Source organism: Exiguobacterium aestuarii (assembly GCF_020171655.1).
Taxonomy (GTDB): domain Bacteria; phylum Bacillota; class Bacilli; order Exiguobacteriales; family Exiguobacteriaceae; genus Exiguobacterium; species Exiguobacterium aestuarii_A.
In genome coordinates this window covers 1,974,465-1,998,118 of sequence record NZ_JAIVAC010000001.1, presented here as the reverse complement: position 1 = coordinate 1,998,118, position 23,654 = coordinate 1,974,465, and the positions used below count along the sequence as shown (strand labels likewise).

Genomic DNA, 23,654 nt, shown 5'->3' with positions numbered 1-23,654 from the left:
GCTATCTCATTAAAACATCTTGCTGATGGATTGATAAAAATTCTTCCATCAAATTAAACGATATTGAGACGGGGTCATTCCTGTCTTGCTTTTAAAGAGTTTGCTAAAGTATTGTGGGTATTCGAAACCTAGCGCATAGGCAATTTCACTAACAGAACTTGAGGTACTCAGAAGTTCATTTTTCGCTCGGTCGATTAACATATAATGAATGTGTTCTTGCGCAGTTTTGCCTGTCTCTTGCTTCAGCATATCAGACAAATAATCGGGAGACATGCCTACTTTATCAGCACACTGTTTTACAGTCGGAAGTCCCATCTCACTAGCTTTACCTGAATCAAACCAATCTATAAGGTGAGCTTCGAATGTGGATACAAGATCACTATTGTGAGCTGTTCTAGTGATGAATTGTCGACTATAAAATCTTTGAGAATAATTAAATAGAAGCTCTAGTTGTGACACAATTACTTCTTTCGTGAAAACATCAATATTGTTCGAATATTCCTCACGAATTTGATGGACTAGTGCGCTAATGATGCTTTTTTCTTTTTCGGATAAGTGGAGGGCTTCATGAACGTCGTATTGAAAAAAGGTATACTCAGACATTTTTTTTGCCAATTTGCTGTGACGGATCAGTTCGGGGTGAAATATCAATGCCCATCCAGAAGAGGTTGTATCATCAGTACTACTCATTGCTTGGTTGGGCCCGACAAACATCATTGAACCTTCACTAAAATCGTAAGTGTTTCTACCATATTTCAACTGACCACAAGGAAAGTCTTTTACACTAATAATATAAAAGTCAAAAACTGCTAGTAAATCATTCTTCTCATTTGCAACTTCTTGAGGTTGAACATCCTCCCAATTGAAAATACTAATATGAGGATGTTGAGGAGGAGTTAGTCCGAGAAGCTTATGCATGTCACTTATTGATTCAATACGGACGGTATTCATAATCATTCTCCTATATGATTTATTCTTTCTTCAATTTACTTTAAGATTTTTAAAATGGCTCATAAATGGCAAGAATTATATTTTTACGATTGTGTCAGTTCTTCTAGTAAAGCTTTAGCTACTAATTTCCCAAGTTGGTCACAGGCTTTAGGACTATCCCCAGAGTAGAGTTTGCGATCGACATATACTGCTCCTTCAACTTTTTTATTAATGAAACTCAAACCTTGATTAGAAAGTTTTTCACCTTGGTACCAAGGTAGCTTTCCAGGTAGATATCCTAGTGAAGGTGATTGTCTGTCAACACTGTCTGGGAAAATAGCCATCTTATAGCCGCTGTATGGGTGAGACTCACTCGTATTTACGGATGCAGCCAATAGTGCAGCAGGACCGTGGCAAACAGTGACCATATAGCGATCAGATTGATGGATCCAACGTATTAGTGTCCCAACATGCTCATTTGTTGGTAAGCCGACCATTGAACCATGGCCACCTGGTAAAAATAGCGCTACATAGGGGGAGTCATCGTTTAAGTCTCCACGGCTAATCATATCTTGAAGTGAGAGTGGTGTATCAAATTTCGATTTCTTTTCTTTCATAAATGTTAACACTGCATGATCTTTTCGTGGAATCGACCATTCTTCTAGAACTGCTGATGAACCTGTTGGTGTCACTACATCAAAATCAAACCCTGTATTCGTTAAATGCATCAATGGAACCGCAGTTTCTTGAACATTATTTCCGGTAGAAAATAAAGAACCATTTTCCATTTTAAAGTAACGTTCTTCTGTACATAGCACTAATATTTTTTTATTCCCTTTATATTTACCAGCAATACTATTGTTATGCGTGTAGCCACTTTTTTTATCTACACCTAGCAGTAATCCAAGCGGTGAAGGAATAAATCCTCTACCATTTTTTTCTTTGGTTGGGGCAATACCTAATGCTCTCTTTATAACTGTTGCCATTATGACCCTCCTTGATTATAAGCCGTATGATTTTCTCATATACTCTACAAATTGCTCATCTGTATCGCTTGAGTATCGATTTTTCAATGTTGCTCTCGCGTCACTTCCAGAGATATATCGCAACTGATCGCTATCATCTGTTGCTGCTTCCCAAATAACATTTGCTACTTCTTCAGGGTTTTGGTTTCTAGAAGTATCCATAGTAGACATCGCTTCTATGAAGGTCCCTACAAGTGGTTGGTACTCCTCTAAGTTTTCGTCATTTGAAAAAACAAAAGATCTTCCGCTGAAATCTGTATTCACACCGCCCGGTTCAATGATTTTAACGCGACCACCAAAAAGACGTACTTCAAAATGTAACGCCTCTGAAAGTCCTTCTACAGCCCATTTTGAACCATGGTATAGAGAACCGAAAGGGAAGGTCATTCGTCCCCCGATGGATGATACGTTTACAATCGTTCCATTTTTATTTTCTCGCATGATAGGTAGTACTTCTTTAATGACTTCTGCTAATCCAAATAGATTTACATCAAATTGTCTTCTTAATACATCCATCGGTGTAGCTTCTAGAGGACCGTAAGCGCCATAACCTGCATTGTTAATCAAAACATCTATTTTTCCAAAATGTTCTATTGTTTGTTGGACCGCACTTTTAATTGTTTCTGAATCGAGTAAATCAAGCTTTGTGACAAGAACACGATCTCCTTCAAGATCAGCACCATCTTGTGTGTTTCGCATTGTAGCAACTACATTCCAGCCTTCTGCCTTGAACCGCTTTGCCGTCGCTTTCCCGATACCGCTTGACGCACCTGTAATAAACACTGTTTGTTTCATATAAATCCTCCTTTTAAAAATTAAGTTAAAATTCATTTCATAAAATATTTTTAAGATTTATATTTATTTATATTATAATTCGGAAAAAAGTACGGGGTCTTATACGAATCTGAGGAACTTCAATACAAATCCAGAATGTTAAATTATTTTCTGAACACGGTCTCAACGCTGTATTTTGAATACCGTATACATTTTGAGTTTTATGTACAACAAAAAGACGCGGATTCTCGAAAAGTAAAGAGAATCCACGTCTTTTGAAAATAGTGCATTTACTTTTATTCCAATTTTCGTGCTGGTCCAAAAAAACTGATTTACATGGGGCGAAGCAGTGCACGAACGGGGCTTCCGTCACCTTCGACGATTGGTAGAGGGACGGCGTTCAAGTCATAATCTCCAGGCAAAATATCGTCTAGGACGAGCCCTTCTAATATATGGACACCGTTTCGTGTTAACGCATGATGGGCACCCATCTCTTTACTGTCAATCGCATCAACGGAAGGCAAGTCGAGTCCGATTAAAAAGATTCCGAGTTCTCCGAGACGATCGGCAAGAGACGGCGTCAGTTCAGGAATCGTCTCTGGGAAGACGCTCTTATCTGGCCAACCATCCGTCTTCAAAATGAGGCGTTCGACCCCGGTCAAGTCATGACCGTCCAAGTCAGACGCTTCAATTTTTGACTTATGTGGCATATGAATGACACGGGCTGGACCGATATAGAGGGAAGGGTCGAGGTCGATGACACGCTTCCCGTGGTCGTCAAAGTGAAATGGGGCATCGATATGCGTCCCGACATGTAAACTCATCGTCACTTTCCCGACATTCACTGAACCGCTCTGTGCCATCGGCCAAGCGATCTCATACGAAAACTTCGTGTCTCCCGGCCATGTCGTCACATCGGCATGAAGCGGTTGGGATACATCAATCCATGTCATTTCGTTCAGCTCCTCTTATAATGATGTTCGGACCGTCCAAAGCTCTGGGAAGAAACGATGATCGAGCACGCGGCGCAAGTAGTTCACACCGGACGAGCCCCCTGTTCCCATCTTCTGTCCGATGATGCGTTCTACGGTACTCATATGGTTGAAGCGCCACATCTGTTGCTGGCTCCCGATATCGAGTAGTTTTTCACCGAGCTCATACAAATCCCAATACGTGTCGACATCGCGATAGACCTCGACCCACGCCTTCTCGACACTCTCGTTCCATTCCCAGTCTTGCGTGACATCTCGTTCGAGCACGCTCGCATCAATCGGAAGACCACGGCGATGCATCTCACGGACGGTCACGTCATAAATGCTAGGTGCTTGAAGCGAGCCTTCGAGCAGCGGATATAGTTTTTCATCATGCGCATAGACGCTGAGCGTCCGTGCGTTTTTGAAGCCGAGCGCGAATTCAATCTGTCGGTTTTGGTAAGACTGGAAACCAGATGAAGAGCCGAGTTGGTCTCGGAACTCTAAATACTCGGCCGGTGTCAATGTCGCGAGGACGCCCCATGACTGGATGAGTTGCTGTTGAATCTTCGAGACACGGGCGAGCATCTTGAATGAGCGCTCGAGCTCCCCGTTCGTGATAGCCGTCGTGGCTGCCGTCAATTCATGCAAAATGAGTTTCATCCATAACTCGCTCGTCTGATGGATGATGATAAAGAGCATCTCATCGTGATGGTCGGAAAGGCGATGCTGGCTCGATAAAATTGGGTCGAGCTGGAGATAGTCCCCGTACGACATATCTTTAGAGAAGTCGGTTTGAATCGTTTTTTCCACTTTATGTTCCATACGTTCACTCATCACAGTTCCCCCTTATGCGACCACTTCGCGGACGTTCTCGAACGCCTCATATTCTTTGTCATCCATGATTTTCTTCAACGTCACGATCACGTCATACACATCGGTGAACGTGTTATACAGTGCGACCGGTGCGAGGCGGATGATGTTCGGTGCCCGGAAGTCAGGGATGATGTGATGTTTCTTCAATGCTTTACAGATGCGTGCCGCCTCAGGGTGCTCGAGACTCAAATGCGCACCACGTTGACGTGTGTCCGTCGGGCTTCCGATGAAGAATCCATGTGGTGCGAGCATGTCTTCAATCAACTCCATCATATATGTCGTGAGGGCGAGTGATTTTTGACGAATCGCTTCCATCCCGACCTCGTTAAACATCTCGAGGGCACCAAGTTGGGGAGCGAGGCTCATGACGTGTGGCGTCCCGATTTGGAACGCACCGGCATGTTCAGCCGGTGTCATCGTATGGTCCATATCAAACTGCTTGTCTTTGCGTGAACCGAACCATCCAGCGAGTCCTGGTGTCGTGCCGAAGTGACGTTCATGTACGAATAAGCCACCGACCGTTCCCGGACCACCATTCAAATGTTTATAGTTGCACCAGTAAGCGAAGTCGACACCCCAGTCGTGGAAGTCGTGAGGGATGGCACCGACGGAATGACAAGCATCAAACCCGATTAAAATGCCACGTTCGTGCGCCGCTTTCGCCAGACGCGGCATGTCTAAAATCTGACCGCTCCGATAGAGGACGGTCGGCAATACGATGAGGGCGATCTCGTCGGTCATCGCGGCAATCAAGTCGTCTTCTACTAAGAAGCGCCCGTCCGGACTGTCGACTTGAACGAGATGCTCTGAAGGATCGAGTCCGCGCAGTTCGAGCTGACTTTTCAAAGCGTAAATGTCAGACGGGAACGTGAGGGCGTCTGCCAAAATTTTCGTACGTTTGCCTTCTGGTTTAAAGAAAGAAGCGACGAGTTGATGTAAGTTCACGGTCGTCGAACCGGTGACCATCACTTCTTCCGGCTTTCCTCCGATGAGCGGTGCGTTCAGTGCGGCCAATTCTTCGGACAAGTTGAACCAAGGGTGACGCCCGGACATCCAGCCGTCAATCCCGAGCTCTTTCCAGTCCGCAAGCGATTCAAGGAGTGTGCGCTCGGCTCGTTTCGATAAGAGACCGAGTGAATTTCCATCCATATAAATTCCGTCTTCCGGTAAATAAAATTCTTCCCGATACGATGCGAGCGGGTCTTGTTTGTCTAGTTGTTGTGCGTAGGCACGTGTGAAATCGTTCATATCCCCATTTCCCCCTTTTAAAGCTTGTACGTTGTCAAAATCGTAGCAATCGGTTATGAGGAAGTCAACAAACAACGAGGTGTCGGCGAGTCAAACTAAAAAACGCTCAAGCGTAATCTTGAGCGTTTAGGAGTGTAGCTTATTTTATTTTTCGTACATTCTCTTGTCGGAGTAGCTTGAATAGTGTGAAGACCATCAATAAAAGGATGATGGTGAACGGCAAGGCGGAAATCAATGATGCGGTTTGAAGTCCTTCCAACCCACTCGCAATCAATAGAACGGCGGCGATTCCTCCTAACAGAACACCCCAGGCGATGCGAACGGGTAGAGGAGGATTCAAGCTACCATTTGTCGTCATACTGCTGATGATATAGGTAGCAGAATCTGCCGACGTGATCAAGAACGTCAAAATCAAAAGAATCGACAACACTGAAAGAATGAAACTGAATGGCAGCTCGGCAAACGTCACAAACAATGCGCTCGTCACGTCTGCATTGACGGCTTCGGCGATGGAAGTCCCTTCGAATAAATCTAAATGGAGGGCGGTGCCTCCAAATACAGCAATCCATAAGAGTGCGATGAACGGAGGAACGATGAGGACACCGACGATGAACTCGCGAATGGTGCGTCCTCGTGAGACACGTGCGACGAACGCTCCGACAAACGGTGACCAAGCGATGGCCCACGCCCAGTAAAAGATTGTCCAGTCTCGGACCCACGTCCCTTGCTGATACGGTTGTAGACGAAGACTATAGCGAATGAAATTCTGTAAGTAGTCACCTAAGCCAAGTGTGAGGGTCTCTAGGATGAAGATGGTTGGACCGGCAAAGAAGACAAACACCATCAACACGAGTGCGGTCCCTAAGTTGATGTTACTCAACCACTTGATGCCGCGATCGAGCCCTGTCGTCGTCGATGTTAAAAAGAGGGCGGTCAAGACGACGATGATGGCGACTTGCATCCAAGCGGTGTTCGGGAGCCCGAATACGCTGTTCAGTCCGCCATTGATTTGAAGAACGCCTAAACCAAGTGATGTCGCGACACCCATGACAGTGGCGATGACCGCTAAAATATCAATCGTCTGGTTCAACGGTTGTTTGTACGGTCGCTCTTTTATAAGCGGTGAAAGGCTAGTCGAGATGAGTCCGTCCGCATTACGACGGAACTGGAAGTAGGCGATGATCAGTCCGACAATCGCAAAGACGGACCACTGACTGACACCCCAATGGAAGAACGAATAGGCCATCGCAAGACGTGCTCCCTCAACCGTCAGTGCCTCCGTATCCGCGTACGGTGGCGTGAAGAAATGACTCATCGGCTCGGCAACACCCCAAAAGACGAGTCCGACACCAAACCCAGCGGAGAATAACATACCGATCCAAGTGAAGAACGGGTATTGGGGACGGTCGTCATCTTTCCCGAGACGGATTTTTCCGTATTTACTAAACGCTAAAAAGATTAAAAAGAGCACAAACAAGAAGACGGACAGTAAATAAAACCAACCAAACGAGCGAGTCGTAAAGTTAAAAATAGATCCTGCGATTGAAGCAAACGAGGTTGGAGCGATGGCTCCAAATAGAACGAGTAAGGCAATCAAACTTGATGAAATGTAAAAGACGCGATTCAAACGTGGCTTTTGTGTAGAATCTTTCATAGATGTCTCCTTTCAAAAAATATTATGTAGCGCTAATAAACGGTTCCCTAATCTCCATATTGCAAACAGGAGGTGCGTTTTATCGTGTTTTACATACTTGAATCGGGAAAAGAACCAAAGAGGAGGGAATGCTATGAAATTGATTGCAATTGATTTAGATGGGACACTGTTATCGCGCACGGGTGTGATTACAGAGGCGAACCAGGAAGCGATTCGTCGTCGACAAGAAAATGGTGATATCGTCGCTATTTGTTCAGGACGCTCTATCCATGATATCGAAGAACTGTTGAAGCGAAGTGATCTCGTCTGTCCGATTTTGTCAGGTAACGGAGCAATCGGCTTTTATGAGAACGAGCGAATTTACTATCATGCGATGGACCAGACAATCGTAAATGAGCTATGGGAAATCGCGGAAGCAGACGATGCGTACGTCGAATTTTATACGAATGCGGGCGTGAAGGTGCTTCGTTCGGGAAGCGACTTATTGAAGCGGGAACTCGATGAAGTGTTGCCGCACGATCAATCATTCACTCGTGAATGGGCAGAACGTGAGATTGAAATTCAAAATGAGCAGTTTGGTCTGACGTACATGGACTCGATGGAAGACATCGACTTTGCACGAGATGAAGTGTACAAGGTGTTTGTCTACTCGTTCGATCGCCAAAAGCTACACCGCTTGCGCAAAGTTTATGAACCACGGAACGACATTTTGATCACAACAGCGGGTTGGACGAAAATTGAGATTGGACATCCTCATGCGAGTAAAGGAGCGGCGCTAAAGCAGCTAGCAGAGCATTATCAGATTCCAATGGGTGATGTCGTTGCCATTGGAGACAATTTGAATGACGTGTCGATGTTTGAAGTAGCAGAGACAAGGATTGCGATGGGGAATGCCGTGGACCCGTTAAAAGATTTGAGCACTCACATTACCAAAGATGTGGAAGAGGACGGGGTCGCTTACGCGCTGACGCATTATGTATAAATCGGATTATGGAGAAATCGTGAACGAGGATTGAATCCCACTCAAAACGGATATTGTATACATGTAACCATTCACTTTATGAAATGAGTCAGGGAACGGGGAGGCACTTTCTTCACCTGTAGCTGATCGCAGAAAGCGGATGGGAAAGTCCATGTGAGCGTGAATCGTGTATTCCAAACGATGATGCGTCGGCCTCTGCTTGCCATACGAGCAAGCATACCAGACAGACTGTTTGTATAAGGAATTCCACATGATCCGCGCCAGAAGTGGACAGTATAGGTGCCAAGTCCTGTCGTGCCCATTCAATCAAAATGTCTACGAGTCACCTGTTCGATTTCATGTTATGTCATGAAAAACAATTGGTGAACCAATAGACAATGAACCGATTCGAATGATGCGTCACGCTGGCTTGGATATCTCTAGTCGAACCAAATCATAGATGGGACGGTCAATCGAGCGGGGCTTGGTTGGATGAAAGTCCGGGGACTAGAGAATCAAGAAAAGCGCCGAGTGAGGGCGCTTTTCTTGTGGTATCCTATTGGATGAATGAAACCGATGGAGGGATCATATGCCAAAGCTATATTGGTTGGGGACGTTCCTGAGTGGAATGATTCTTTTGACCACGGGAACGATGGAAGGTCTTTACCGCATATTCCCGATTGGGTTGATGGCCATCGCGGTCATCGGCTACCTCATACAGACTCGATTTGAGCAAAAGAAGCGGCGCCCTTGATGGGGTGCCGCTTCTCTTTATAGGGATTCGAGTAAACGTGTCATCACGTCATCGATTTCGATTTGCAGTGCATCAACTTGTCGTTGTAGCACCATCAATTCATCGAGGTCATCCAATTCATTCATTCGTTGGAGCAGTGCCTGATGTTCTGCCTCTAATCGGGTCAGGTGAGCTTCTTCATCAATCGTAGAAGGAGTAGATTTCGTCTGCTTCACCGATTTCGATGGTTTAACGTGTTCCGTTTTAGGTTCCTCTTTCGATTCCTGTCCACGTTTGTCGAGGGCATAGGCGACGTTGCCTTCAAACCGCGTCATCGTCCCGTCGAGCCAATACGTGATGGGAAACAATTTATTTAAGAAGTAGCGATCATGGGAGACGGTAACGACCGTTCCGGGGAAACGTTCGAGCGCTTCTTCAAGTGCCTCTCTCGATTCGATATCAAGGTGGTTCGTCGGCTCGTCTAAGACGAGGACATTGATTTCTTCATGGACGAGAATCGCAAGCATGAGGCGCATCTTCTCCCCGCCGCTTAAATTTGAGACAGGTTTAAATACACTCGGACCATAGAACAAAAACTGAGCAAGGAGATGTCTCGCTTTTCCTTCATCGACCGCGATTCGGTCTCGGAACGCTTCAATCAACCGATGCGACTCATCGAAGATGATGTGTTGTGATAGATAACCGATTTTGGCTTGGTCAGCTCGCTTTACGGTTCCGGCTTGCGGCACGACTTGACCGAGCAATATCTTTAACAACGAAGACTTCCCGCTCCCGTTCGGTCCGACGATGGCGACGCGTTCTCCATGCCCCGTGTAAAAATGCACGTCTTCAAATAGAGGGCGACCATAGGCGAGTGTCACGTCACTTACTTCGAAGACGTCACGTCCCGTTCGTCCGTTCGTTGTGAAGTGGATGTTCGGTTGGTCGGCTTCGAGTTGTGGTTTCTTGATCCGCTCGATTCGTTCGAGAGCCTTTTCCATCGATTTGGCGCGACGATAGAACTTTTCATTCGGTGGATGGCCTTCGTTGGCCCATTGCCGTAACTGCCGAATCGTTTCTTTCATCTTTTTAATCTTCTTTTGTTGCTCGGTATAGGCATGGAACTGATCGAGCAATTGTTTTTCTTTTTGGGCGACGAAATCAGTATAGTTTCCAGGATAACTCGTCAATTCGCCGTCTTCACACTCGACGATTCGCGTGGCGACCGCATCCAAGAAGACACGGTCATGGGAGACGATGAGGAGCGCTGAATCGTAATCCTGTAAATAGGATTCGAGCCACGTCATCGCTTCTAAATCCAGATGGTTCGTCGGTTCGTCCAAAATGAGTAGCTCTGGCTTTTGAAGAAGCGCCAAGGCGAGACCGATTTTTGTACGTTCCCCGCCGCTCAACGTATCGAACGGTTGGTCCACGAATGAGGTCAGCTTCAATCCGTCAATCATCGCACTGATTTTTGACTCGTAGACGTAGCCGCCCGCATGTTCGAATTGCGCTTGGATCGTCCCGTATGTTTCGAGAAGACGTTCGAGCTGTTCGGTCGTCGCCATCTCTTGTTCGAGGCGAGACATCTTCTCGCGAAGGCGAAGGACTTCCTCGAAGGCGGTCTGAAGGACATCGCGTCCACTGTGTCCGGGATAGTCGGGAAGCTGGACCAAATAGCCGATGGAGAGTCGTTGCCGACGGTAAATCGTTCCGGCGTCATGCTCTTCAGAGCCGACGATCATGCGTAGTAGTGTCGTTTTACCGCTGCCGTTCCGACCGACGAGTCCGACTCGTTCGCGTTCATTGATCATTAAGTTCGCATCTGTGAGAACGGCGTGCCCGCCGTATTGTTTTTGAATGTGTTGTAAATCGATTAACATAATAGGTTCCTCCTGAGATCAGGGCCTATCAAAAAAACCGAGCGCAAAGAAGCGCTCGGTTTAGAGAGAGAGGCGCTTTGTCGTATATTCAGCAATGTCTAAAAAAGGACAGACGGGTCCCTTGATTAAGCGACATCGTGAAAAATCGCACGCAAAATGTACAAATGTTCAGTTGTCCAATGCGTACGTCCGACAAATTTCACCTTTCTCCCTCCTTTCATTCATCTATGTCTTGATTGTAAGCGTTTTTCTTACGACTGACAATGAAAATAAAGGAAATGGACGCAAGAACGTCGTATATAGTCGCCATTGAGGAGGCGAAAGCATGAGGAAAGAATGGCTCGGAGCACTCAGTTTGACACTTGCGGCGAGTATATGGGGCGGGATGTATGTGGTCAGTAAATATGCGCTCGCTTATATTGAACCGTTCACGTTTGTATGGTTACGATACGCCGTTGCATTTACCGTCCTATTCGCCGTCTGGCTTCGGTTTGGACGGGAGCGGATTCGACGGACAGATTGGAAATGGATTGGACTCGTCGGTGTCATCGGGTACGTCGCTTCGATTTCGTTTCAATTTATCGGAACGAAGCTATCGGATGCGCATACCGGATCCCTCGTGACCGCAGCGACGCCAGCGTTCATGGTCTTATTCGCTCGAATCCTATTGAAGGAGCGATTGACCCCTGTCAAAGTAGGTGCGCTCGGACTGGCGACGGTGGGTGTTCTCATTGTGGTCGGTTGGGAAGGGGAAGGGACGTATCGAGTAGGCAGTTTTATACTCGTATTAGCCGCCGTGACGTGGGCGCTCATGTCCATTTACGTGAAAATCGGAACACAGACCTTATCGACGTTGACACTGACGACGTTTGCGATTGGAGTCGCCTGGTTGTTGATGACCCCTTTGATGAGTATGGAGGTCATGCAAAACGGCTTTCCAGAATTGAATGGTGTCCTTTGGCTCAGTGTCCTATATATCGGTGTCGTATCGACGGCAGGGGCGTTCTTCTTTTGGAACAAAGGGCTTGAGTTGATGGATGCGAGTGTCGGGTCACTCTTTTTCTTCTTCCAGCCTTTGGTTGGAGGGACGCTCGGATGGCTCATCTTGAATGAGACGCTTCATCTGAATTTCTTTATCGGTGCCGGTTGTATCATGACGGCCGTGACGTGGTCGACGCTCGCGGAACGGCGACAACAACTGCCCATTTCAGAACGAAATCTTTGACGACAAAACGGTCGCCCTCATGTTTAGAGGGCGACCGTTTTTATTAAAATCCATGATGCTCGAGCTTGTCTTGTTCGCGTTTCATTTCGAGTTGAAGACGTTGGATGGCGAGCTTCTCTTCTTCAATTTTTAGGCGACGCTCTTCGACACGAGCTTCTCTCGTTTTGATAATCGTATTGGCACCGACCGACGAAACGACGATTACCATGACCATGACGTAGAAAAAGAAATCCATGTGTTTCCCTCCTTTACTCAAAACATTTTATGACAAGTCGCTGCGTCTCTAGCGCAACGCGACCGCCTGTTTGAATCGGTGTATTATCGATGAGCGCTGAAATGAAGTGGTCAATCGCCCCTTGGAAACCACGTTGGGTGAGTGTCGGGTCCCACGATCCGAACGTTTCTATTTCATGTTGTCCATCTTTGAAGCGATGTAGTGTGACCATCTCGTCGACGGATAGTCGCTCTCCATCACGGACGATGGAGACGTGCTCATGGTTTGCTCCGGCCGAGCGATGCATCGATGTCGTATGCATCCCATGCTCGTCTTGCCACACATGACGGGCGAAGCGAAGTTCTTGCTTGTCATTGACCTCGAGTTGACCCGAGATGAGTCGAAGCTCGTTTCCGGCGAGGAAGCGTAACGTATCAACGACATGCAAATAATCGTCGAGTAGGGTGAACATCGCATCCTGTGGACCAACATCGTTCTCCCGATGTTTCACCACATCGATCATACGTGAAGGTGATTCTTGTTGGAGACGTCTATACATCGGGGCAAAACGTCGATTGAACCCGACCATCAATTTGCGGCCGAGTCGTTCGGCTAGTTCGACGAGTTGTTCCGCCTCATCCAATGTTGCGGCGAGGGGCTTATCCACGTAAACGTCGACCCCGCGTTCTAGTAAATACGCGACGACGTCATAATGGGTTTCAGTCGAACTATGTACGAATGCCGCATCGACCGATGAGGCGAGTTCCTCCAACGTGTCGAACGAGGTCATCCGATACGTTCGGCAAATCTTTTCCCGCTTCGATGTGTTCGGAGAAAATGCACCGATTACATCAATGAGGGGGTGGTTCGCGAGAATCGGTAAATACGCTTTTTGGGCGATGTTTCCGAGTCCGACGATCCCGATTTTAGGTTTTTGCATCCCATTCACTCCTTTGGTCCATCATAACAAAAAAACCGGACAGTATATGTGTCCGGTTAAGGTTAAAGGCTGGCACTTAAGACGATTTCGCCTTCGGGTGTCTCGTTGCCACGATTCGGTTCTTTTGTGACGGCGACTGTATCCCAGTCGACGTCGACTTCATCCGAGTCGAGCGTATAGATGACCGTCCCGTTACCCTTATCGTCTGTGACGAAGGCACCAGTCGGGATTGGGGCATTATCTTTTAACAGCCACACTTGGTACACTTCATTGTCGTCAAGTGAAGCTAATCCGTTCGTTTGAACAATCAATTGTGTTGTACCATCCTGTTCTGCAAGATAAGCAGTTCCTTCAGACTCACCTTCAAGTGGAATGGTTTCGGTCAATGCGATGCCAGGTGAATCGGGTTGATTGGTGAGCAGATACCCGTTTCCGATCAAAGAGAGCAGGAGCGCCGCCGCGAGCGCAACCATTCCCCAAACAGGTACGTTTCGTTCTCGTTTCTGTTTGAAAGGTGTGACGGGTGGAGCGGATTCGGATGTCACGGGCGATGTGACGGGTTCGTTGTCTTCTTCTTCGAATACACGATCGAGGACACGTGCTTTCATGCCTCGGGGTGGTTCAATCGGAGTAGACAAGAACGCGACGCCACCGACAAGTGCTTCGAGTTGCTCGAGCTCTTCTTGACAATCTTTACACGATGCTAAGTGTTGTTCGAATTTCTCTCGTTCATCTTCCGATAGATGTTGGTTGAAATAGTCAATCAATTGGTCGCATGCGTTCATTGTTCTACCTCCTTTCCGATGAATTCATGGGATAACTGTTTCCTCAGTTGCTTCAGCGCCAGTCGAATCCTTCCTTTCACTGTACCAAGCGGGATACCACATGCATCAGCAATCTTTTGCTGACTGAGCCCTTGGAAGTACATGAGTCGGACGACTTGCTGTTGTTCGGCCGGCAGTGTCGCCATGGCCGTCTCGATTTGAGCGCGTTCTTCTTGCCACTCCACTTCCTTTTCAACGGATGGTGAATCAGAAGGAATGGCTTCGGCGTACGATTCGTCTAGTTGTAAATCAGGTTTCCGCTTTCGGATCAAGTCGATGGCTACGTGACGGCTCATCGTAAAGAGCCACGATCTGAACTTGCCTTTCGACTCATCGTAGACGCCACCGCCACGCCACAACTTGATAAATACTTCTTGCATGGCTTCTTCGGCTAAATCACGATCCTTTGTCAGCTGTAGGACAAAAGCGTATAAAATTCGCTCATACCGATCATACAATATTTCGAGCGCTTCTTTGTCCTTTTGCCGGACACGCTCGTATAATTCTAAGTCAGTCATAACATACTCCTTTGCGCAGAAGGGATGTCCCTTGTATTGATCTAACGTACAAAACAGAAAAATGGATGACTATTTTGTGTGACTATTTATTGAACATGTAGATGATGGGATTGGAAGTTTCGTATAAATGAACAATCGTAATTTCTCTGAGAGCGTATAGGTCATCACACTTAACCCGACCGCTGTCACGAGCATCAAGCCGATGGCGACCAAGGGAGAACTGACCGTTGTCCAAAAGAAATACGATCGAATGCCAAATAGGAAAGCGAGAACGATGATCAACCCCGTCATCAGGCTACTTATTTGGCAATAGATTTGAGCGATACGTTGAATCATAAGATCCCTCCTCCGTTTCATTGTACTATACAGGAAAGGGAAAACGATAAGGAGACGATAGAATGAAACGATTCACAGATGAAGGGCGTATACTTGTTTGTTTTGATTTTGATGAGACCTACTTTCCACATGCGTGTTCTGATGACCAACTAGCTTCCGTCCGTCGGCTCGAGGATTTTTTGGAACGACATTCGTCAAACGTGTCGACGATGTGGGTGACGGGTAGCTCGCTTGCGTCGTTACACGAAAAAGTAAAACGAGCGAATCTTCGCTATTGGCCTCATCGGATCGCCTCAAGTCTAGGCACAGAATTATATCGAATCGAGACGGACGGAACGTTCGTTGAGGACAAGGTCTATCAAGAACTATTTCCGAGCGATTTTGCATCACGTGTGGAACGCATCGTGTCACAGACTGGACAGATGCGTATTCAATTAGATGAACAGCCGGGGAATGGGATGAGTCCTTGGATTCGAAGTTACTATGCCTGCGACCAAGTCGGTTCATGGAGAGAAACGATTCGGATGCTGACAGATTCAGCCGGCATCGCAGTCAACATCAGTCGATGCAATCCGAACGCAGGTGACCCGGTCGATGCGTTCGATGTTGATTTTTATCCGAAGCATGCGGGGAAAGTATCAAGCTTGGAATATGTAAACGCCACTGCTTCCTTTTCACGAGAAGATACGTACGCTTTTGGCGACAGTGGGAACGACATTGGCATGCTAGCATATGTCGGGAACGGATATTTAGTGAACAACGCGACCGAACAGGCGAAGCAATTGCATTCAAAGGTGACAAAAAATCCCTATGCGGAAGGAATTTTAGAAATACTGGAGGCGGAAGTTTCTTCGTTCATATGATGCATGATGTGTTCTAACGAACGCATAAGAGTCGCGCGAACGGTTTCTTTATGGGGTTCGAAGTTGAGACGTTGTTGCCAGACGTGACAAAATAAGTCCGTCAAAGCTGCCTCAGCAGTCGCGGGATGGTTATTTAGATGAAGCGCATATCGATAGAGTAAGTTTTCATAACGGGCATATAAGTGTTCTAGGGCTTGTCGATTTTTTAAACGAATTTGATCGATTAGGCGCTCGTCGAGTGTAGGAAGCATATGCAACTCCTTTCGTATGAAATGAAGGTTCAACAGTGAAAAAACAAGGAACTTTACTTAGATAAAGCATCCTTTCTGTTCTTTCACTCATTTGCTCTCATTCAAACCAAGGAATATGAAAAATAGCGGTCGAATATGCAATACCCCTCAACGATTCAAAACGTGTGATAACAATTTGGACACGTCTGCGCATCTCCCGGCGCGCGTTTAAATGACGTTTTGCACTTCGGGCAAGTGACGGTTTCACTCTGTTGATTGAACAGGGTGCCGCGATTGAATAAAATGTTGCGAAGGTTGGGTAATGCCAGTGCGGCGAAAATCATCGCGCCGAATAAAAAGACCGCTAGAATCAGTAATAAAACATATGTCATGATCTACTTTCCTTTCTTGTTATATTTTCTTCATCATAATCGAAATTTACATAAGCGAACAGCTTATCGATAGAAATAAGAACAAATGTTCTGTATAATGAGAGTAAAGGAGGGGAAACAGGATGAGAGAAGAATTGTTGCGATGGATGCGTTCGGGCGTGGTCACAGAAATGGTGTATGTGGATCGATATGGAATATTTTCAAAACGACGGGTCAAGTTGCTCAAAGTGCAAGGAGAATATGTTGTGGCGTGGGATTTGAATAAACGAGCGAAACGAACGTTTCGAATCGAACAAGTGCTTGCCTGTCTTCCCATTAACGAACGATTTAGAAAGCGGAAGGTGGAGATTGGATGATTGCCTTACCGAAATTGGCTGCACCAGCCCGAAGAGCTTTGACGTCAAAAGGCGTCGATTCCTTAGATGACTTATCTCTCTACACGCGTCGTGAAGTAGAGAGTTGGCATGGCGTTGGACCAAATGCCATCCACGTCCTACAAAACGAGTTAACCAAACATCATCTAACATTCAAAAGAGAGGAACCTAGTACGTGAATGAAACGTCTAGGTTTTTTTCGTGAAGTGATTGCTTTTCATTGAAAACGGGAAGTAATATATTTGTCATCTCAATTGCCGTTAAAATCTAGTAACATGACGATAAGGTTTATACACCTAGCGACACCCATGAGAAAGGACGTACACAGCATGAGAACGAAACGTTTATCCGCCATTTTACAAAATGAGATGGATGACATGAAGCTTGATCCATGGGTGACCGGAGTCGAAACGGATTCCAGAAAGGTCAGTTCAGGGAATGTCTTTATTTGCATTCGTGGCTACACGGTTGACGGACATAAGTTTGCGGAAGACGCCGTGGCTAATGGTGCGAGTGCAGTCATCTCAGAATATCCACTCGATCTCGATGTACCGAATGTGGTTGTTGCCGATACGAAACAGACAGCAGGAGCGGTAGCAAGTACTTTTTATGATTATCCGTCTCATCGGATGCGTATATATGGTGTGACAGGAACGAATGGAAAAACAACGACAGCGACGTTGACATATGATTTATTGCGCCTGTCCGGACTCCGTGCCGGAATTGTGAGTACGATTGGTGCGCGTTTTCATAATCAAAAGATTGAAACGGCCAACACGACTCCGGAAGCCGTCGTCTTACATCGCATTTTAGCGGACATGGTCGATGCAGGTGTCACAGATTGCGTCCTTGAAGTATCTTCCCATGCCTTAATGGAAGGGCGCGTTGCTGGTATTCACTTTCATGCGGCTGCATTTACGAATTTGACGCATGATCATTTGGACTATCATCGATCGATGGATGAATACGCCCGGGCAAAAGCGCGATTGTTTGAACAGGTCGAAGTGACGAATGGCGATGCGATTGTGTTAAACGCGGAAGACGAAGCAAGTCGGGTTATGGCTGAATTTGCACCGACACGTCGAGTCATCATGTATAGCACGACAGAAGAAGTGGCGGCCGACATCCAAGTGATCTGGCGGGAAGAAACGGTACTCGTCAAGATGAAAGAGTTCAAATTAGAAGTACCCGTTCAATTTATGGGTGCTTTCAATGCGGCGAACTTGGCGGCGGCAATCGGACTCGTCTCGACTTCCGACATGGCACTTCGGACGATTGTCTCGAACGTACCAGGTCTTACGTTGCCAAAAGGACGTCTCGAGCGTCTCGATACAGAAGATGCCGAAATCTATATTGATTACGCACACACCCCTGACGGTCTAGAGAAATGCTTATCCACGTTAAAACAGGACGACGGTTCTCTCGTCGTCGTTTTAAGTGCGGCAGGAGACCGCGACCCGACGAAGCGTCAAGATATGGGACGGATCGCGAGTCAATATTCAAACGATGTGATTGTTACTGTGCATGATGTTCGTATGGAAGACCCGAAACAAATCATTGACGATTTAGTCAAAGGGATTCAGCCGAACGCGAAGTATGTGACATTTGAAGCGAGAGAGGATGCCCTTCGTCATGCCGCAATGCAGGCGTTAGATGGGAAGCGTGTCGTTGTTGTCGGTAAAGGACATGATCATGTTGAACGGATTGGTCGCCATTCGATACCGTTCAACGAATCAGATATTTTATTAGAAGAATTGAAAAAACGAAAAGGGCAGGAACCTGCAGTTTAACAAAACGATGACAGACGTCATCGTTTTTTAATGTGTGAAGAATGACGAGGAAGGTAATACATACTAGTGTAGTAGAATTGAAGGAGGAGAATAGACATGTCAGTTTTGTACAAAGAATTTACAAATGATGAAGAAGTCGTTACCGCCGTTCAATCAATGAAATCAAATGGGGTGGATGAATCCAACATCTACGTCATCACACATGACGATGACCGGAGTAAACGTGTTGCGGACAATGCGGATGCGAACACCGTTTCTGCGAGTGATATCGGCTTGGGGACAGCCGCTAAAAACGTGTTCCGCAAAAAAGGGGACGAACTTCGCGCAGAGTTCCAGGAACTCGGCTTCACAAAAGAAGAGTCGGAACGCTTAGAAGAAAAACTAGATCAAGGAAAAGTGCTCGTCGTTGTGAAAGACGCACCGGCTGGTTTTACCATCTAATTCCACACCATGGAGAATAGAGAGAAAAGAGGCTGAATCGCTCGCGATTCAGCCTCTTTTAATGTATTTAACGAAGGCGGACAACGGTACGACCGCTCAATTCGCCGCGCATCATGGCTTCGGCGTGACGTGGAACGTCGTGTAGCGGAATCTCGTGAATCATGTCATTCAACACTTTCGTGTCAATGAGTTCCTCAAGACGTTCCCATGCGTTCGTACGGCGTGCCATCGGCTGCATCACCGAGTCGATTCCAATCAGTTTCACCCCACGAAGGATGAACGGATAGACACTCGTCGGCAAGTCGGCTCCACCGACGAGACCACACGCAGCGACAGCACCTTCGTATCGGGTTTGACTCAAAATGTTGGCGAGGGTGTTTCCGCCGACCGAATCGATGGCGGCATCGAAGCGCTGTTTCGCCAGCGGACGAGGAGGTCCTTCTAATTCGCTTCGGTCGATGATCGTCTCGACACCGAGTGAGCGTAAGTATGGTGAATCCGTTTTACCTGTCGAGGCGACGACATGATAGCCGAGACGACGGAGTAACGTAATGGCGAAACTTCCGACGCCACCTGTCGCGCCCGTGACAAGCACTTCTTCCCCAGGTCGAACGCCAGCATGTTCAAGAGCATCAATCGATAACATGGCTGTGAGCCCTGGAGTACCTATGGCGATGGCATCCCGCATGTTCATTCCTTTCGGTAATTTGACGAGCCAGTTGCCGGGCACTTGGGCGTATTGACTGAAGCCACCGAAATGACGTTCTCCGATTCCGAAACCGGTGGCGATGACTTCGTCTCCGACTTTAATATCCAGATGATCCGATTCGACTACTTTCCCGACAAATTCGCATCCTGGAATAAACGGGTAATGGCTCACGATTTTGCCTGATGACGTTAATCCGAGTGCGTCTTTATAATTCAACGCGGAGTAGTGAACTTCCACTAACACATTCCCGTCCTCTTCTTTTGGAAGGACGTCGGACTTTACTTCTTTTACTTCGGCATGAAGGTGTTCATCGTGCCGATCGAGCACGAGTGCTTGGAATGACTCATTCATGTGCATAACCTCTTTTCCTATGGATGTTCTCACTCTAACATTCATTCCCGAGTGAAATAAAATATATGCACGAATCTTTAGGGGGAATCGGGTAGAGAGTGGTACAATAAAGGAGATTCAAATTGCGTAAGGAGGAATGTAGTATGCGGCACGATGACTATGAGTTTGATGATGTAGAAGTAGAAGAAGGCGAATTGTTCAACGTATACGATATTCTCCCGCCAGATGGGACAATCCTCGAGATGGCGACCGCTGAAGAAATGGTCCGAGCGGCCGAATTAGAAGCGAAACATCATGCGCTCCAACGGCTCCAAGACTCAAACTTCCAATTAACGGGTGTTTCGTTCAAAGAACTCCTGACAGAATTTGAACAGTATGAGCAAGAATCAATGGAGTTCTGGACAGGGGTTTATAACCGGTTACGCATTCCTTGGGCGTGGACGATTCGTATCGATGTGGCCAATGGCCCGATCCACGTTGTGAACGATCGCGATATCTTTATCGACGAAGAAGACTTTGAAGAATATGATGTCGACGATTTATTAGATGAATACGAAGAAGACTGAATCAAAAACGTCTTTCCCTCATTCAGATGGGAAAGACGTTTTTTCATGAAAGAATGCTAGAAGCAATCGTGATGATGCCAAGATCTTCACGTTTGTAGGAATGTCCTGGATAGATTCGATATAGCGTGACGGCATCATAGCTAGGGTCGATCACATCTCTTAGTTCGTTCGATAAAATCAGATACTGTTTTTCAGTCAGAACACCTTCAAAAACAGAACGTTGCGTAGCGGATAAGTATCGTATACATACTCGTCTGACCGCTTTTAAGCGTGTATTTTTCACATCATACGTTAGCAGAACAATCATATTTTCCAAGGACCAGTATATGGAGTGTAATCATGTTGATGAGTAAATGCCTTTTTGAGTTTTTGTAATTCTAAGATCAGATGGCGCTGTAAAATAACAGAACCTGTTGAAGCGAGTGGATATTTTGACTTCCATTGAATATTCCAAGCAGATAGATATCTTGCTTTTCCGCTCGAGGATAAATAGCATCGTGTGTCATCTTTTACAAAGTCGGCAGATGTGAAAACATTACCGAACACGAGCAAAAAATTGAACCAATCAACCGTGAAAGGTTTAAACAATTCGGCTACATCTAGGTGTAACGAATACGAGCGATGTTGACTACTGTGAAGTACACTAATTCTTGGGTCTAAAGTCGATTTATGAATCTCTTGTAGTGTTTTTTGATAAAGTAATGTATTTCCCCAACTAGTCAGTGCATTTATCTCATCTAATGGTGGGCGCTTAGAGCGTTTAGAGAAAGGAAATGGTGAATGTGCATAGATCGTTCTCCAGTACTGATAATATAGTTTGCGACAGTTTGCTTCGACAATCAATAACGAATCGACTGTTTCTGCGCTATCAATCTCGACTTTGTGACGTTCTAACTCTAGCAGGTGGATGGGAAAGAGATGTTGGTGTACCGAACTAAATTTTAAAAAATGAATCATTTCTTGAAGACTACCGTGTACGAAATGTTTTGCTAGTTTCAATCGCATATCGGGATTTAAATAAACTGCTGCCTGAGCAAGAAGTGTCTCGTTGGAGCGTGATGGATGGTTGGGAGAGAATGTGCCAATGGATTCATGATATTGATTGTACCAGAACAATAAAATATTATGTTCGGCGCATAATCGAACTGCCGGGAGGGTCACATGAACATTCGCTAAAAGGTGAATGGACTCTATGACAATAACTGGAAACAGTTGAGAGGATTCTTTTGTCTCGTATAATAAAGTTTCTTCTTGGACACGAAGTGTACCATAGTTTGTCAAGTAAAGTTCTTTCACGTCAATCCTCCTTGTCGGCGATAGCCTCGATCTAATAAATCAGAAGTGGGAGAAAAAGCCAGACGAAATGGATGATTTGGATGCTTTTTCACGGCTTGAAGATACTCGGAGAGAAGCGGATAGCTCGATTTCGGTACATATTCATATATATCTAACATTAGCTGAGCCAACCATTCTCCTTGAAGCTGTAGTGAATCGATAGCCTGCGAACGTTGTTGCAATCGCTTTAGCATAGAAAAAATCTCATTTTCCATTGAAATAAGTTGCTCGGGAAGTGTCTCGAGATAACGAGTCAAATGGTCAGCATATGCTTCTAGTAAAATGGCACGCATGGTCGGTTCTGTCGGGTGAGTCGGATCGAGTTCGTCACGATACAATGTCAGTTCACGTTTTACGGAATGTAATCGTTCGATTACTGTGTCTCTTTGAAGTGCTTGCTCAATAATCCATTGTCTGACGAAAGGGGGAAAACCTTGCGCCATGTACTCGTTGATTTGATGATAGCTCTTCATCAGACGAGAATACTGCCAATTCAACTGAACTCGTTTTCCAATACGATTCCCTACGCCAATGCCCCAAATGCTTCCCACTAAGCCGACGCCGGGAGCGAATGGGAGGGTGAGGGCGGTAGCGATTCCACTAGACACTGTGAAACCAATCCAACCTCCTGTGGTTCGCGTTCCGACTTTTACAAACTCTCCTGCCGAACCTCCTGTTTTTTCTGATGTACTTAATTCATGATTTCGTTGAATTTGAATGATTCGATACGTGGCGGCAGCGATCGATAAGATAGGTAAAGAAACGAGTGCGCCATCTTGAAATGCTTCAGAAATGACGTCACTCGTTGGCAATTGACCTAAAGAAGATAGTGCCTCATTGCGCAACATTTCATTCGAATACTCTCCATTCCAAACAACAATCCCTTCTTGTGCCAAAGAATTCAGTTGTCCCGAGTGCTGCAACTGTTCGTAAAGCTCTTCATTTACCATGAAATGTTGAACATGTTCACGTTTGTCCTCGATAACATCAAGGAATCGGGATTCACTCGCATATGTTTTGACCTGAATTGGAATGATTTGTCCAGATTCTTCAGTAATATAAAGGTCGGCATGAGGGTGGTTGACGTCAGTAGGACGATACGGTGTATATCCCATTTGCTCTAAATGATGAAATGCGGCGGTCTCGGCTTGATAGCCGGAATACCCATTCACATAGCCCATCAATACATCTTCGCGATTGCTCATCGCTTCTAACTTGTCATGCCACTCTACTGAAGATAAACTTTCGAATTCTTTTGGATAACGCTGCTCGAAAATGTGTAGAGCTTCAACCGGATCAGGTTGAAGCGTGAGTTGATAAAGTGTATTTGCGATTCCACCACCTAGTATCCCTGCGGCCAATAAAGAAGGGGTAGGCGTCGGTTGATGTAATAATGCGAATGTAGCCCCTTGGGAAGTGACTGGAACTCGTTTTAGCCGTTTTGCTTCTTTTCGCATACGAGCTAGTTGGATCATCTTGCGACACTTCATG

Annotated in this window: 27 protein-coding genes; 9 read left to right on the top strand and 18 right to left on the bottom strand. The window is 46.1% G+C overall.

Annotation, left to right across the window (positions count from 1 at the left end):
- Nucleotides 1–48: 48 nt before the first annotated feature.
- From LCM29_RS10390 to LCM29_RS10360, 7 genes are all read right to left on the bottom strand, one after another.
- Nucleotides 49–951, bottom strand: coding sequence for a helix-turn-helix domain-containing protein (locus LCM29_RS10390; protein WP_224862583.1), 903 nt, complete (start codon nt 949–951; stop codon nt 49–51).
- 83 nt (nt 952–1,034) lie between these two features.
- A complete protein-coding gene (locus tag LCM29_RS10385; protein ID WP_224862581.1) occupies nt 1,035–1,916 on the bottom strand; it encodes a DJ-1/PfpI family protein in 882 nt (293 codons plus the stop codon).
- 15 nt (nt 1,917–1,931) lie between these two features.
- A complete protein-coding gene (locus LCM29_RS10380) occupies nt 1,932–2,750 on the bottom strand; it encodes an SDR family oxidoreductase (protein ID WP_224862579.1) in 819 nt (272 codons plus the stop codon).
- A gap of 311 nt (nt 2,751–3,061) precedes the next feature.
- Complete coding sequence (gene kynB, locus LCM29_RS10375; protein WP_224862577.1) at nt 3,062–3,682, bottom strand: arylformamidase; 621 nt, start codon at nt 3,680–3,682, stop codon at nt 3,062–3,064.
- A gap of 15 nt (nt 3,683–3,697) precedes the next feature.
- Complete coding sequence (kynA, locus tag LCM29_RS10370; RefSeq protein ID WP_074035540.1) at nt 3,698–4,537, bottom strand: tryptophan 2,3-dioxygenase; 840 nt, start codon at nt 4,535–4,537, stop codon at nt 3,698–3,700.
- 12 nt (nt 4,538–4,549) lie between these two features.
- On the bottom strand, nt 4,550–5,824 hold the full coding sequence (gene kynU, locus LCM29_RS10365; RefSeq protein WP_214744866.1) for a kynureninase: 1,275 nt from the start codon (nt 5,822–5,824) through the stop codon (nt 4,550–4,552).
- A gap of 139 nt (nt 5,825–5,963) precedes the next feature.
- Complete coding sequence (locus LCM29_RS10360; protein ID WP_224862575.1) at nt 5,964–7,478, bottom strand: BCCT family transporter; 1,515 nt, start codon at nt 7,476–7,478, stop codon at nt 5,964–5,966.
- 133 nt (nt 7,479–7,611) lie between these two features.
- On the opposite strand from LCM29_RS10360, the gene LCM29_RS10355 reads away from it, so the two are divergent.
- Both LCM29_RS10355 and LCM29_RS10350 read left to right on the top strand, forming a co-directional pair.
- Nucleotides 7,612–8,460 carry a Cof-type HAD-IIB family hydrolase gene (locus LCM29_RS10355; protein ID WP_224862573.1) on the top strand — a complete coding sequence of 283 codons (849 nt, stop codon included), beginning with the start codon at nt 7,612–7,614 and terminating at the stop codon, nt 8,458–8,460.
- 568 nt (nt 8,461–9,028) lie between these two features.
- Complete coding sequence (locus tag LCM29_RS10350) at nt 9,029–9,193, top strand: hypothetical protein (RefSeq protein ID WP_224862571.1); 165 nt, start codon at nt 9,029–9,031, stop codon at nt 9,191–9,193.
- 17 nt (nt 9,194–9,210) lie between these two features.
- Here the strand turns inward: LCM29_RS10350 and abc-f are convergent, their stop codons facing one another.
- Nucleotides 9,211–11,055, bottom strand: a complete 1,845-nt coding sequence (abc-f, locus tag LCM29_RS10345) for a ribosomal protection-like ABC-F family protein (protein ID WP_224862568.1) — start codon at nt 11,053–11,055, stop codon at nt 9,211–9,213.
- A gap of 325 nt (nt 11,056–11,380) precedes the next feature.
- Here abc-f and LCM29_RS10340 point away from each other — a divergent pair, with 325 nt between their 5' ends.
- Nucleotides 11,381–12,280, top strand: a complete 900-nt coding sequence (locus LCM29_RS10340; RefSeq protein WP_224862566.1) for a DMT family transporter — start codon at nt 11,381–11,383, stop codon at nt 12,278–12,280.
- Between the two features lie 43 nt (nt 12,281–12,323).
- Here LCM29_RS10340 and LCM29_RS10335 read toward each other — a convergent pair whose 3' ends face one another.
- The 5 genes from LCM29_RS10335 to LCM29_RS10315 all read right to left on the bottom strand — a co-directional run bounded on the left by LCM29_RS10335 (nt 12,324) and on the right by LCM29_RS10315 (nt 15,112).
- The gene (locus LCM29_RS10335) at nt 12,324–12,515 is read right to left on the bottom strand and encodes a hypothetical protein (protein WP_224862564.1); all 192 of its coding nucleotides are present in this window, start codon (nt 12,513–12,515) and stop codon (nt 12,324–12,326) included.
- Nucleotides 12,516–12,528: 13 nt separating this feature from the next.
- Nucleotides 12,529–13,434: a Gfo/Idh/MocA family protein gene (locus tag LCM29_RS10330; RefSeq protein ID WP_224862562.1), complete on the bottom strand. Its 906-nt coding sequence runs from the start codon at nt 13,432–13,434 to the stop codon at nt 12,529–12,531.
- A 62-nt stretch (nt 13,435–13,496) separates the two neighbouring features.
- The gene (locus LCM29_RS10325; protein ID WP_224862560.1) at nt 13,497–14,219 is read right to left on the bottom strand and encodes an anti-sigma factor; all 723 of its coding nucleotides are present in this window, start codon (nt 14,217–14,219) and stop codon (nt 13,497–13,499) included.
- A complete protein-coding gene (locus tag LCM29_RS10320) occupies nt 14,216–14,776 on the bottom strand; it encodes an RNA polymerase sigma factor (protein ID WP_224862558.1) in 561 nt (186 codons plus the stop codon). The genes LCM29_RS10325 and LCM29_RS10320 overlap by 4 nt, the downstream gene beginning before the upstream one ends.
- A gap of 69 nt (nt 14,777–14,845) precedes the next feature.
- Nucleotides 14,846–15,112, bottom strand: a complete 267-nt coding sequence (locus tag LCM29_RS10315; protein WP_224862556.1) for a hypothetical protein — start codon at nt 15,110–15,112, stop codon at nt 14,846–14,848.
- Nucleotides 15,113–15,174: 62 nt separating this feature from the next.
- On the opposite strand from LCM29_RS10315, the gene LCM29_RS10310 reads away from it, so the two are divergent.
- Nucleotides 15,175–15,975 carry an HAD family hydrolase gene (locus LCM29_RS10310; protein ID WP_224862554.1) on the top strand — a complete coding sequence of 267 codons (801 nt, stop codon included), beginning with the start codon at nt 15,175–15,177 and terminating at the stop codon, nt 15,973–15,975.
- Here the strand turns inward: LCM29_RS10310 and LCM29_RS15320 are convergent.
- Nucleotides 15,921–16,226: a sigma factor gene (locus LCM29_RS15320; protein WP_224862552.1), complete on the bottom strand. Its 306-nt coding sequence runs from the start codon at nt 16,224–16,226 to the stop codon at nt 15,921–15,923. The two genes, LCM29_RS10310 and LCM29_RS15320, sit on opposite strands and share 55 nt — an antisense overlap.
- A 493-nt stretch (nt 16,227–16,719) precedes the next feature.
- On the opposite strand from LCM29_RS15320, the gene LCM29_RS10300 reads away from it, so the two are divergent.
- The 4 genes from LCM29_RS10300 (at nt 16,720) to LCM29_RS10285 (ending at nt 19,202) form a co-directional block, all read left to right on the top strand.
- Complete coding sequence (locus LCM29_RS10300; RefSeq protein ID WP_224862550.1) at nt 16,720–16,953, top strand: hypothetical protein; 234 nt, start codon at nt 16,720–16,722, stop codon at nt 16,951–16,953.
- The gene (locus LCM29_RS10295) at nt 16,950–17,150 is read left to right on the top strand and encodes a hypothetical protein (RefSeq protein WP_224862548.1); all 201 of its coding nucleotides are present in this window, start codon (nt 16,950–16,952) and stop codon (nt 17,148–17,150) included. Before LCM29_RS10300 ends, LCM29_RS10295 begins: the two co-directional genes overlap by 4 nt.
- A gap of 150 nt (nt 17,151–17,300) precedes the next feature.
- Complete coding sequence (locus LCM29_RS10290; RefSeq protein ID WP_224862546.1) at nt 17,301–18,761, top strand: UDP-N-acetylmuramoyl-L-alanyl-D-glutamate--2,6-diaminopimelate ligase; 1,461 nt, start codon at nt 17,301–17,303, stop codon at nt 18,759–18,761.
- 96 nt (nt 18,762–18,857) lie between these two features.
- A complete protein-coding gene (locus LCM29_RS10285; RefSeq protein ID WP_224862544.1) occupies nt 18,858–19,202 on the top strand; it encodes a general stress protein in 345 nt (114 codons plus the stop codon).
- Nucleotides 19,203–19,269: 67 nt separating this feature from the next.
- On the opposite strand, the gene LCM29_RS10280 is transcribed toward LCM29_RS10285, so the two are convergent.
- A complete protein-coding gene (locus LCM29_RS10280; protein ID WP_224862542.1) occupies nt 19,270–20,262 on the bottom strand; it encodes an MDR family oxidoreductase in 993 nt (330 codons plus the stop codon).
- 143 nt (nt 20,263–20,405) lie between these two features.
- Here LCM29_RS10280 and LCM29_RS10275 point away from each other — a divergent pair, with 143 nt between their 5' ends.
- Complete coding sequence (locus LCM29_RS10275) at nt 20,406–20,828, top strand: hypothetical protein (protein ID WP_224862540.1); 423 nt, start codon at nt 20,406–20,408, stop codon at nt 20,826–20,828.
- 43 nt (nt 20,829–20,871) lie between these two features.
- Here the strand turns inward: LCM29_RS10275 and cas2 are convergent, their stop codons facing one another.
- The 3 genes from cas2 to LCM29_RS10260 are packed head-to-tail and all read right to left on the bottom strand — an operon-like array spanning nt 20,872 to nt 23,653.
- Nucleotides 20,872–21,135, bottom strand: coding sequence for a CRISPR-associated endonuclease Cas2 (gene cas2 / locus LCM29_RS10270; RefSeq protein ID WP_224862538.1), 264 nt, complete (start codon nt 21,133–21,135; stop codon nt 20,872–20,874).
- The gene (gene cas1 / locus LCM29_RS10265) at nt 21,132–22,124 is read right to left on the bottom strand and encodes a CRISPR-associated endonuclease Cas1 (RefSeq protein ID WP_224862536.1); all 993 of its coding nucleotides are present in this window, start codon (nt 22,122–22,124) and stop codon (nt 21,132–21,134) included. The genes cas2 and cas1 overlap by 4 nt, the downstream gene beginning before the upstream one ends.
- Nucleotides 22,121–23,653: a hypothetical protein gene (locus LCM29_RS10260; RefSeq protein WP_224862534.1), complete on the bottom strand. Its 1,533-nt coding sequence runs from the start codon at nt 23,651–23,653 to the stop codon at nt 22,121–22,123. The genes cas1 and LCM29_RS10260 overlap by 4 nt, the downstream gene beginning before the upstream one ends.
- Between the last annotated feature and the right edge of the window lies 1 nt (nt 23,654).

Coding starts and splice junctions, on each gene's coding strand:
- LCM29_RS10330 (WP_224862562.1), bottom strand. CDS start 13,434: ATGCAAAAACCTAAAATCGGGATCGTCGGACTCGGAAACATCGCCCAA.
- LCM29_RS10275 (WP_224862540.1), top strand. CDS start 20,406: ATGCGGCACGATGACTATGAGTTTGATGATGTAGAAGTAGAAGAAGGC.
- LCM29_RS10385 (WP_224862581.1), bottom strand. CDS start 1,916: ATGGCAACAGTTATAAAGAGAGCATTAGGTATTGCCCCAACCAAAGAA.
- LCM29_RS10290 (WP_224862546.1), top strand. CDS start 17,301: ATGAGAACGAAACGTTTATCCGCCATTTTACAAAATGAGATGGATGAC.
- LCM29_RS10325 (WP_224862560.1), bottom strand. CDS start 14,219: ATGAACGCATGCGACCAATTGATTGACTATTTCAACCAACATCTATCG.
- kynU (WP_214744866.1), bottom strand. CDS start 5,824: ATGAACGATTTCACACGTGCCTACGCACAACAACTAGACAAACAAGAC.
- LCM29_RS10360 (WP_224862575.1), bottom strand. CDS start 7,478: ATGAAAGATTCTACACAAAAGCCACGTTTGAATCGCGTCTTTTACATT.
- LCM29_RS10260 (WP_224862534.1), bottom strand. CDS start 23,653: ATGAAGTGTCGCAAGATGATCCAACTAGCTCGTATGCGAAAAGAAGCA.
- kynB (WP_224862577.1), bottom strand. CDS start 3,682: ATGACATGGATTGATGTATCCCAACCGCTTCATGCCGATGTGACGACA.
- cas2 (WP_224862538.1), bottom strand. CDS start 21,135: ATGATTGTTCTGCTAACGTATGATGTGAAAAATACACGCTTAAAAGCG.
- LCM29_RS10280 (WP_224862542.1), bottom strand. CDS start 20,262: ATGAATGAGTCATTCCAAGCACTCGTGCTCGATCGGCACGATGAACAC.
- LCM29_RS10380 (WP_224862579.1), bottom strand. CDS start 2,750: ATGAAACAAACAGTGTTTATTACAGGTGCGTCAAGCGGTATCGGGAAA.
- LCM29_RS10300 (WP_224862550.1), top strand. CDS start 16,720: ATGAGAGAAGAATTGTTGCGATGGATGCGTTCGGGCGTGGTCACAGAA.
- LCM29_RS10315 (WP_224862556.1), bottom strand. CDS start 15,112: ATGATTCAACGTATCGCTCAAATCTATTGCCAAATAAGTAGCCTGATG.
- LCM29_RS10335 (WP_224862564.1), bottom strand. CDS start 12,515: ATGGATTTCTTTTTCTACGTCATGGTCATGGTAATCGTCGTTTCGTCG.
- LCM29_RS10350 (WP_224862571.1), top strand. CDS start 9,029: ATGCCAAAGCTATATTGGTTGGGGACGTTCCTGAGTGGAATGATTCTT.
- LCM29_RS10310 (WP_224862554.1), top strand. CDS start 15,175: ATGAAACGATTCACAGATGAAGGGCGTATACTTGTTTGTTTTGATTTT.
- abc-f (WP_224862568.1), bottom strand. CDS start 11,055: ATGTTAATCGATTTACAACACATTCAAAAACAATACGGCGGGCACGCC.
- LCM29_RS10340 (WP_224862566.1), top strand. CDS start 11,381: ATGAGGAAAGAATGGCTCGGAGCACTCAGTTTGACACTTGCGGCGAGT.
- kynA (WP_074035540.1), bottom strand. CDS start 4,537: ATGAGTGAACGTATGGAACATAAAGTGGAAAAAACGATTCAAACCGAC.
- LCM29_RS10285 (WP_224862544.1), top strand. CDS start 18,858: ATGTCAGTTTTGTACAAAGAATTTACAAATGATGAAGAAGTCGTTACC.
- LCM29_RS10390 (WP_224862583.1), bottom strand. CDS start 951: ATGAATACCGTCCGTATTGAATCAATAAGTGACATGCATAAGCTTCTC.
- LCM29_RS10295 (WP_224862548.1), top strand. CDS start 16,950: ATGATTGCCTTACCGAAATTGGCTGCACCAGCCCGAAGAGCTTTGACG.
- LCM29_RS10320 (WP_224862558.1), bottom strand. CDS start 14,776: ATGACTGACTTAGAATTATACGAGCGTGTCCGGCAAAAGGACAAAGAA.
- LCM29_RS15320 (WP_224862552.1), bottom strand. CDS start 16,226: ATGCTTCCTACACTCGACGAGCGCCTAATCGATCAAATTCGTTTAAAA.
- LCM29_RS10355 (WP_224862573.1), top strand. CDS start 7,612: ATGAAATTGATTGCAATTGATTTAGATGGGACACTGTTATCGCGCACG.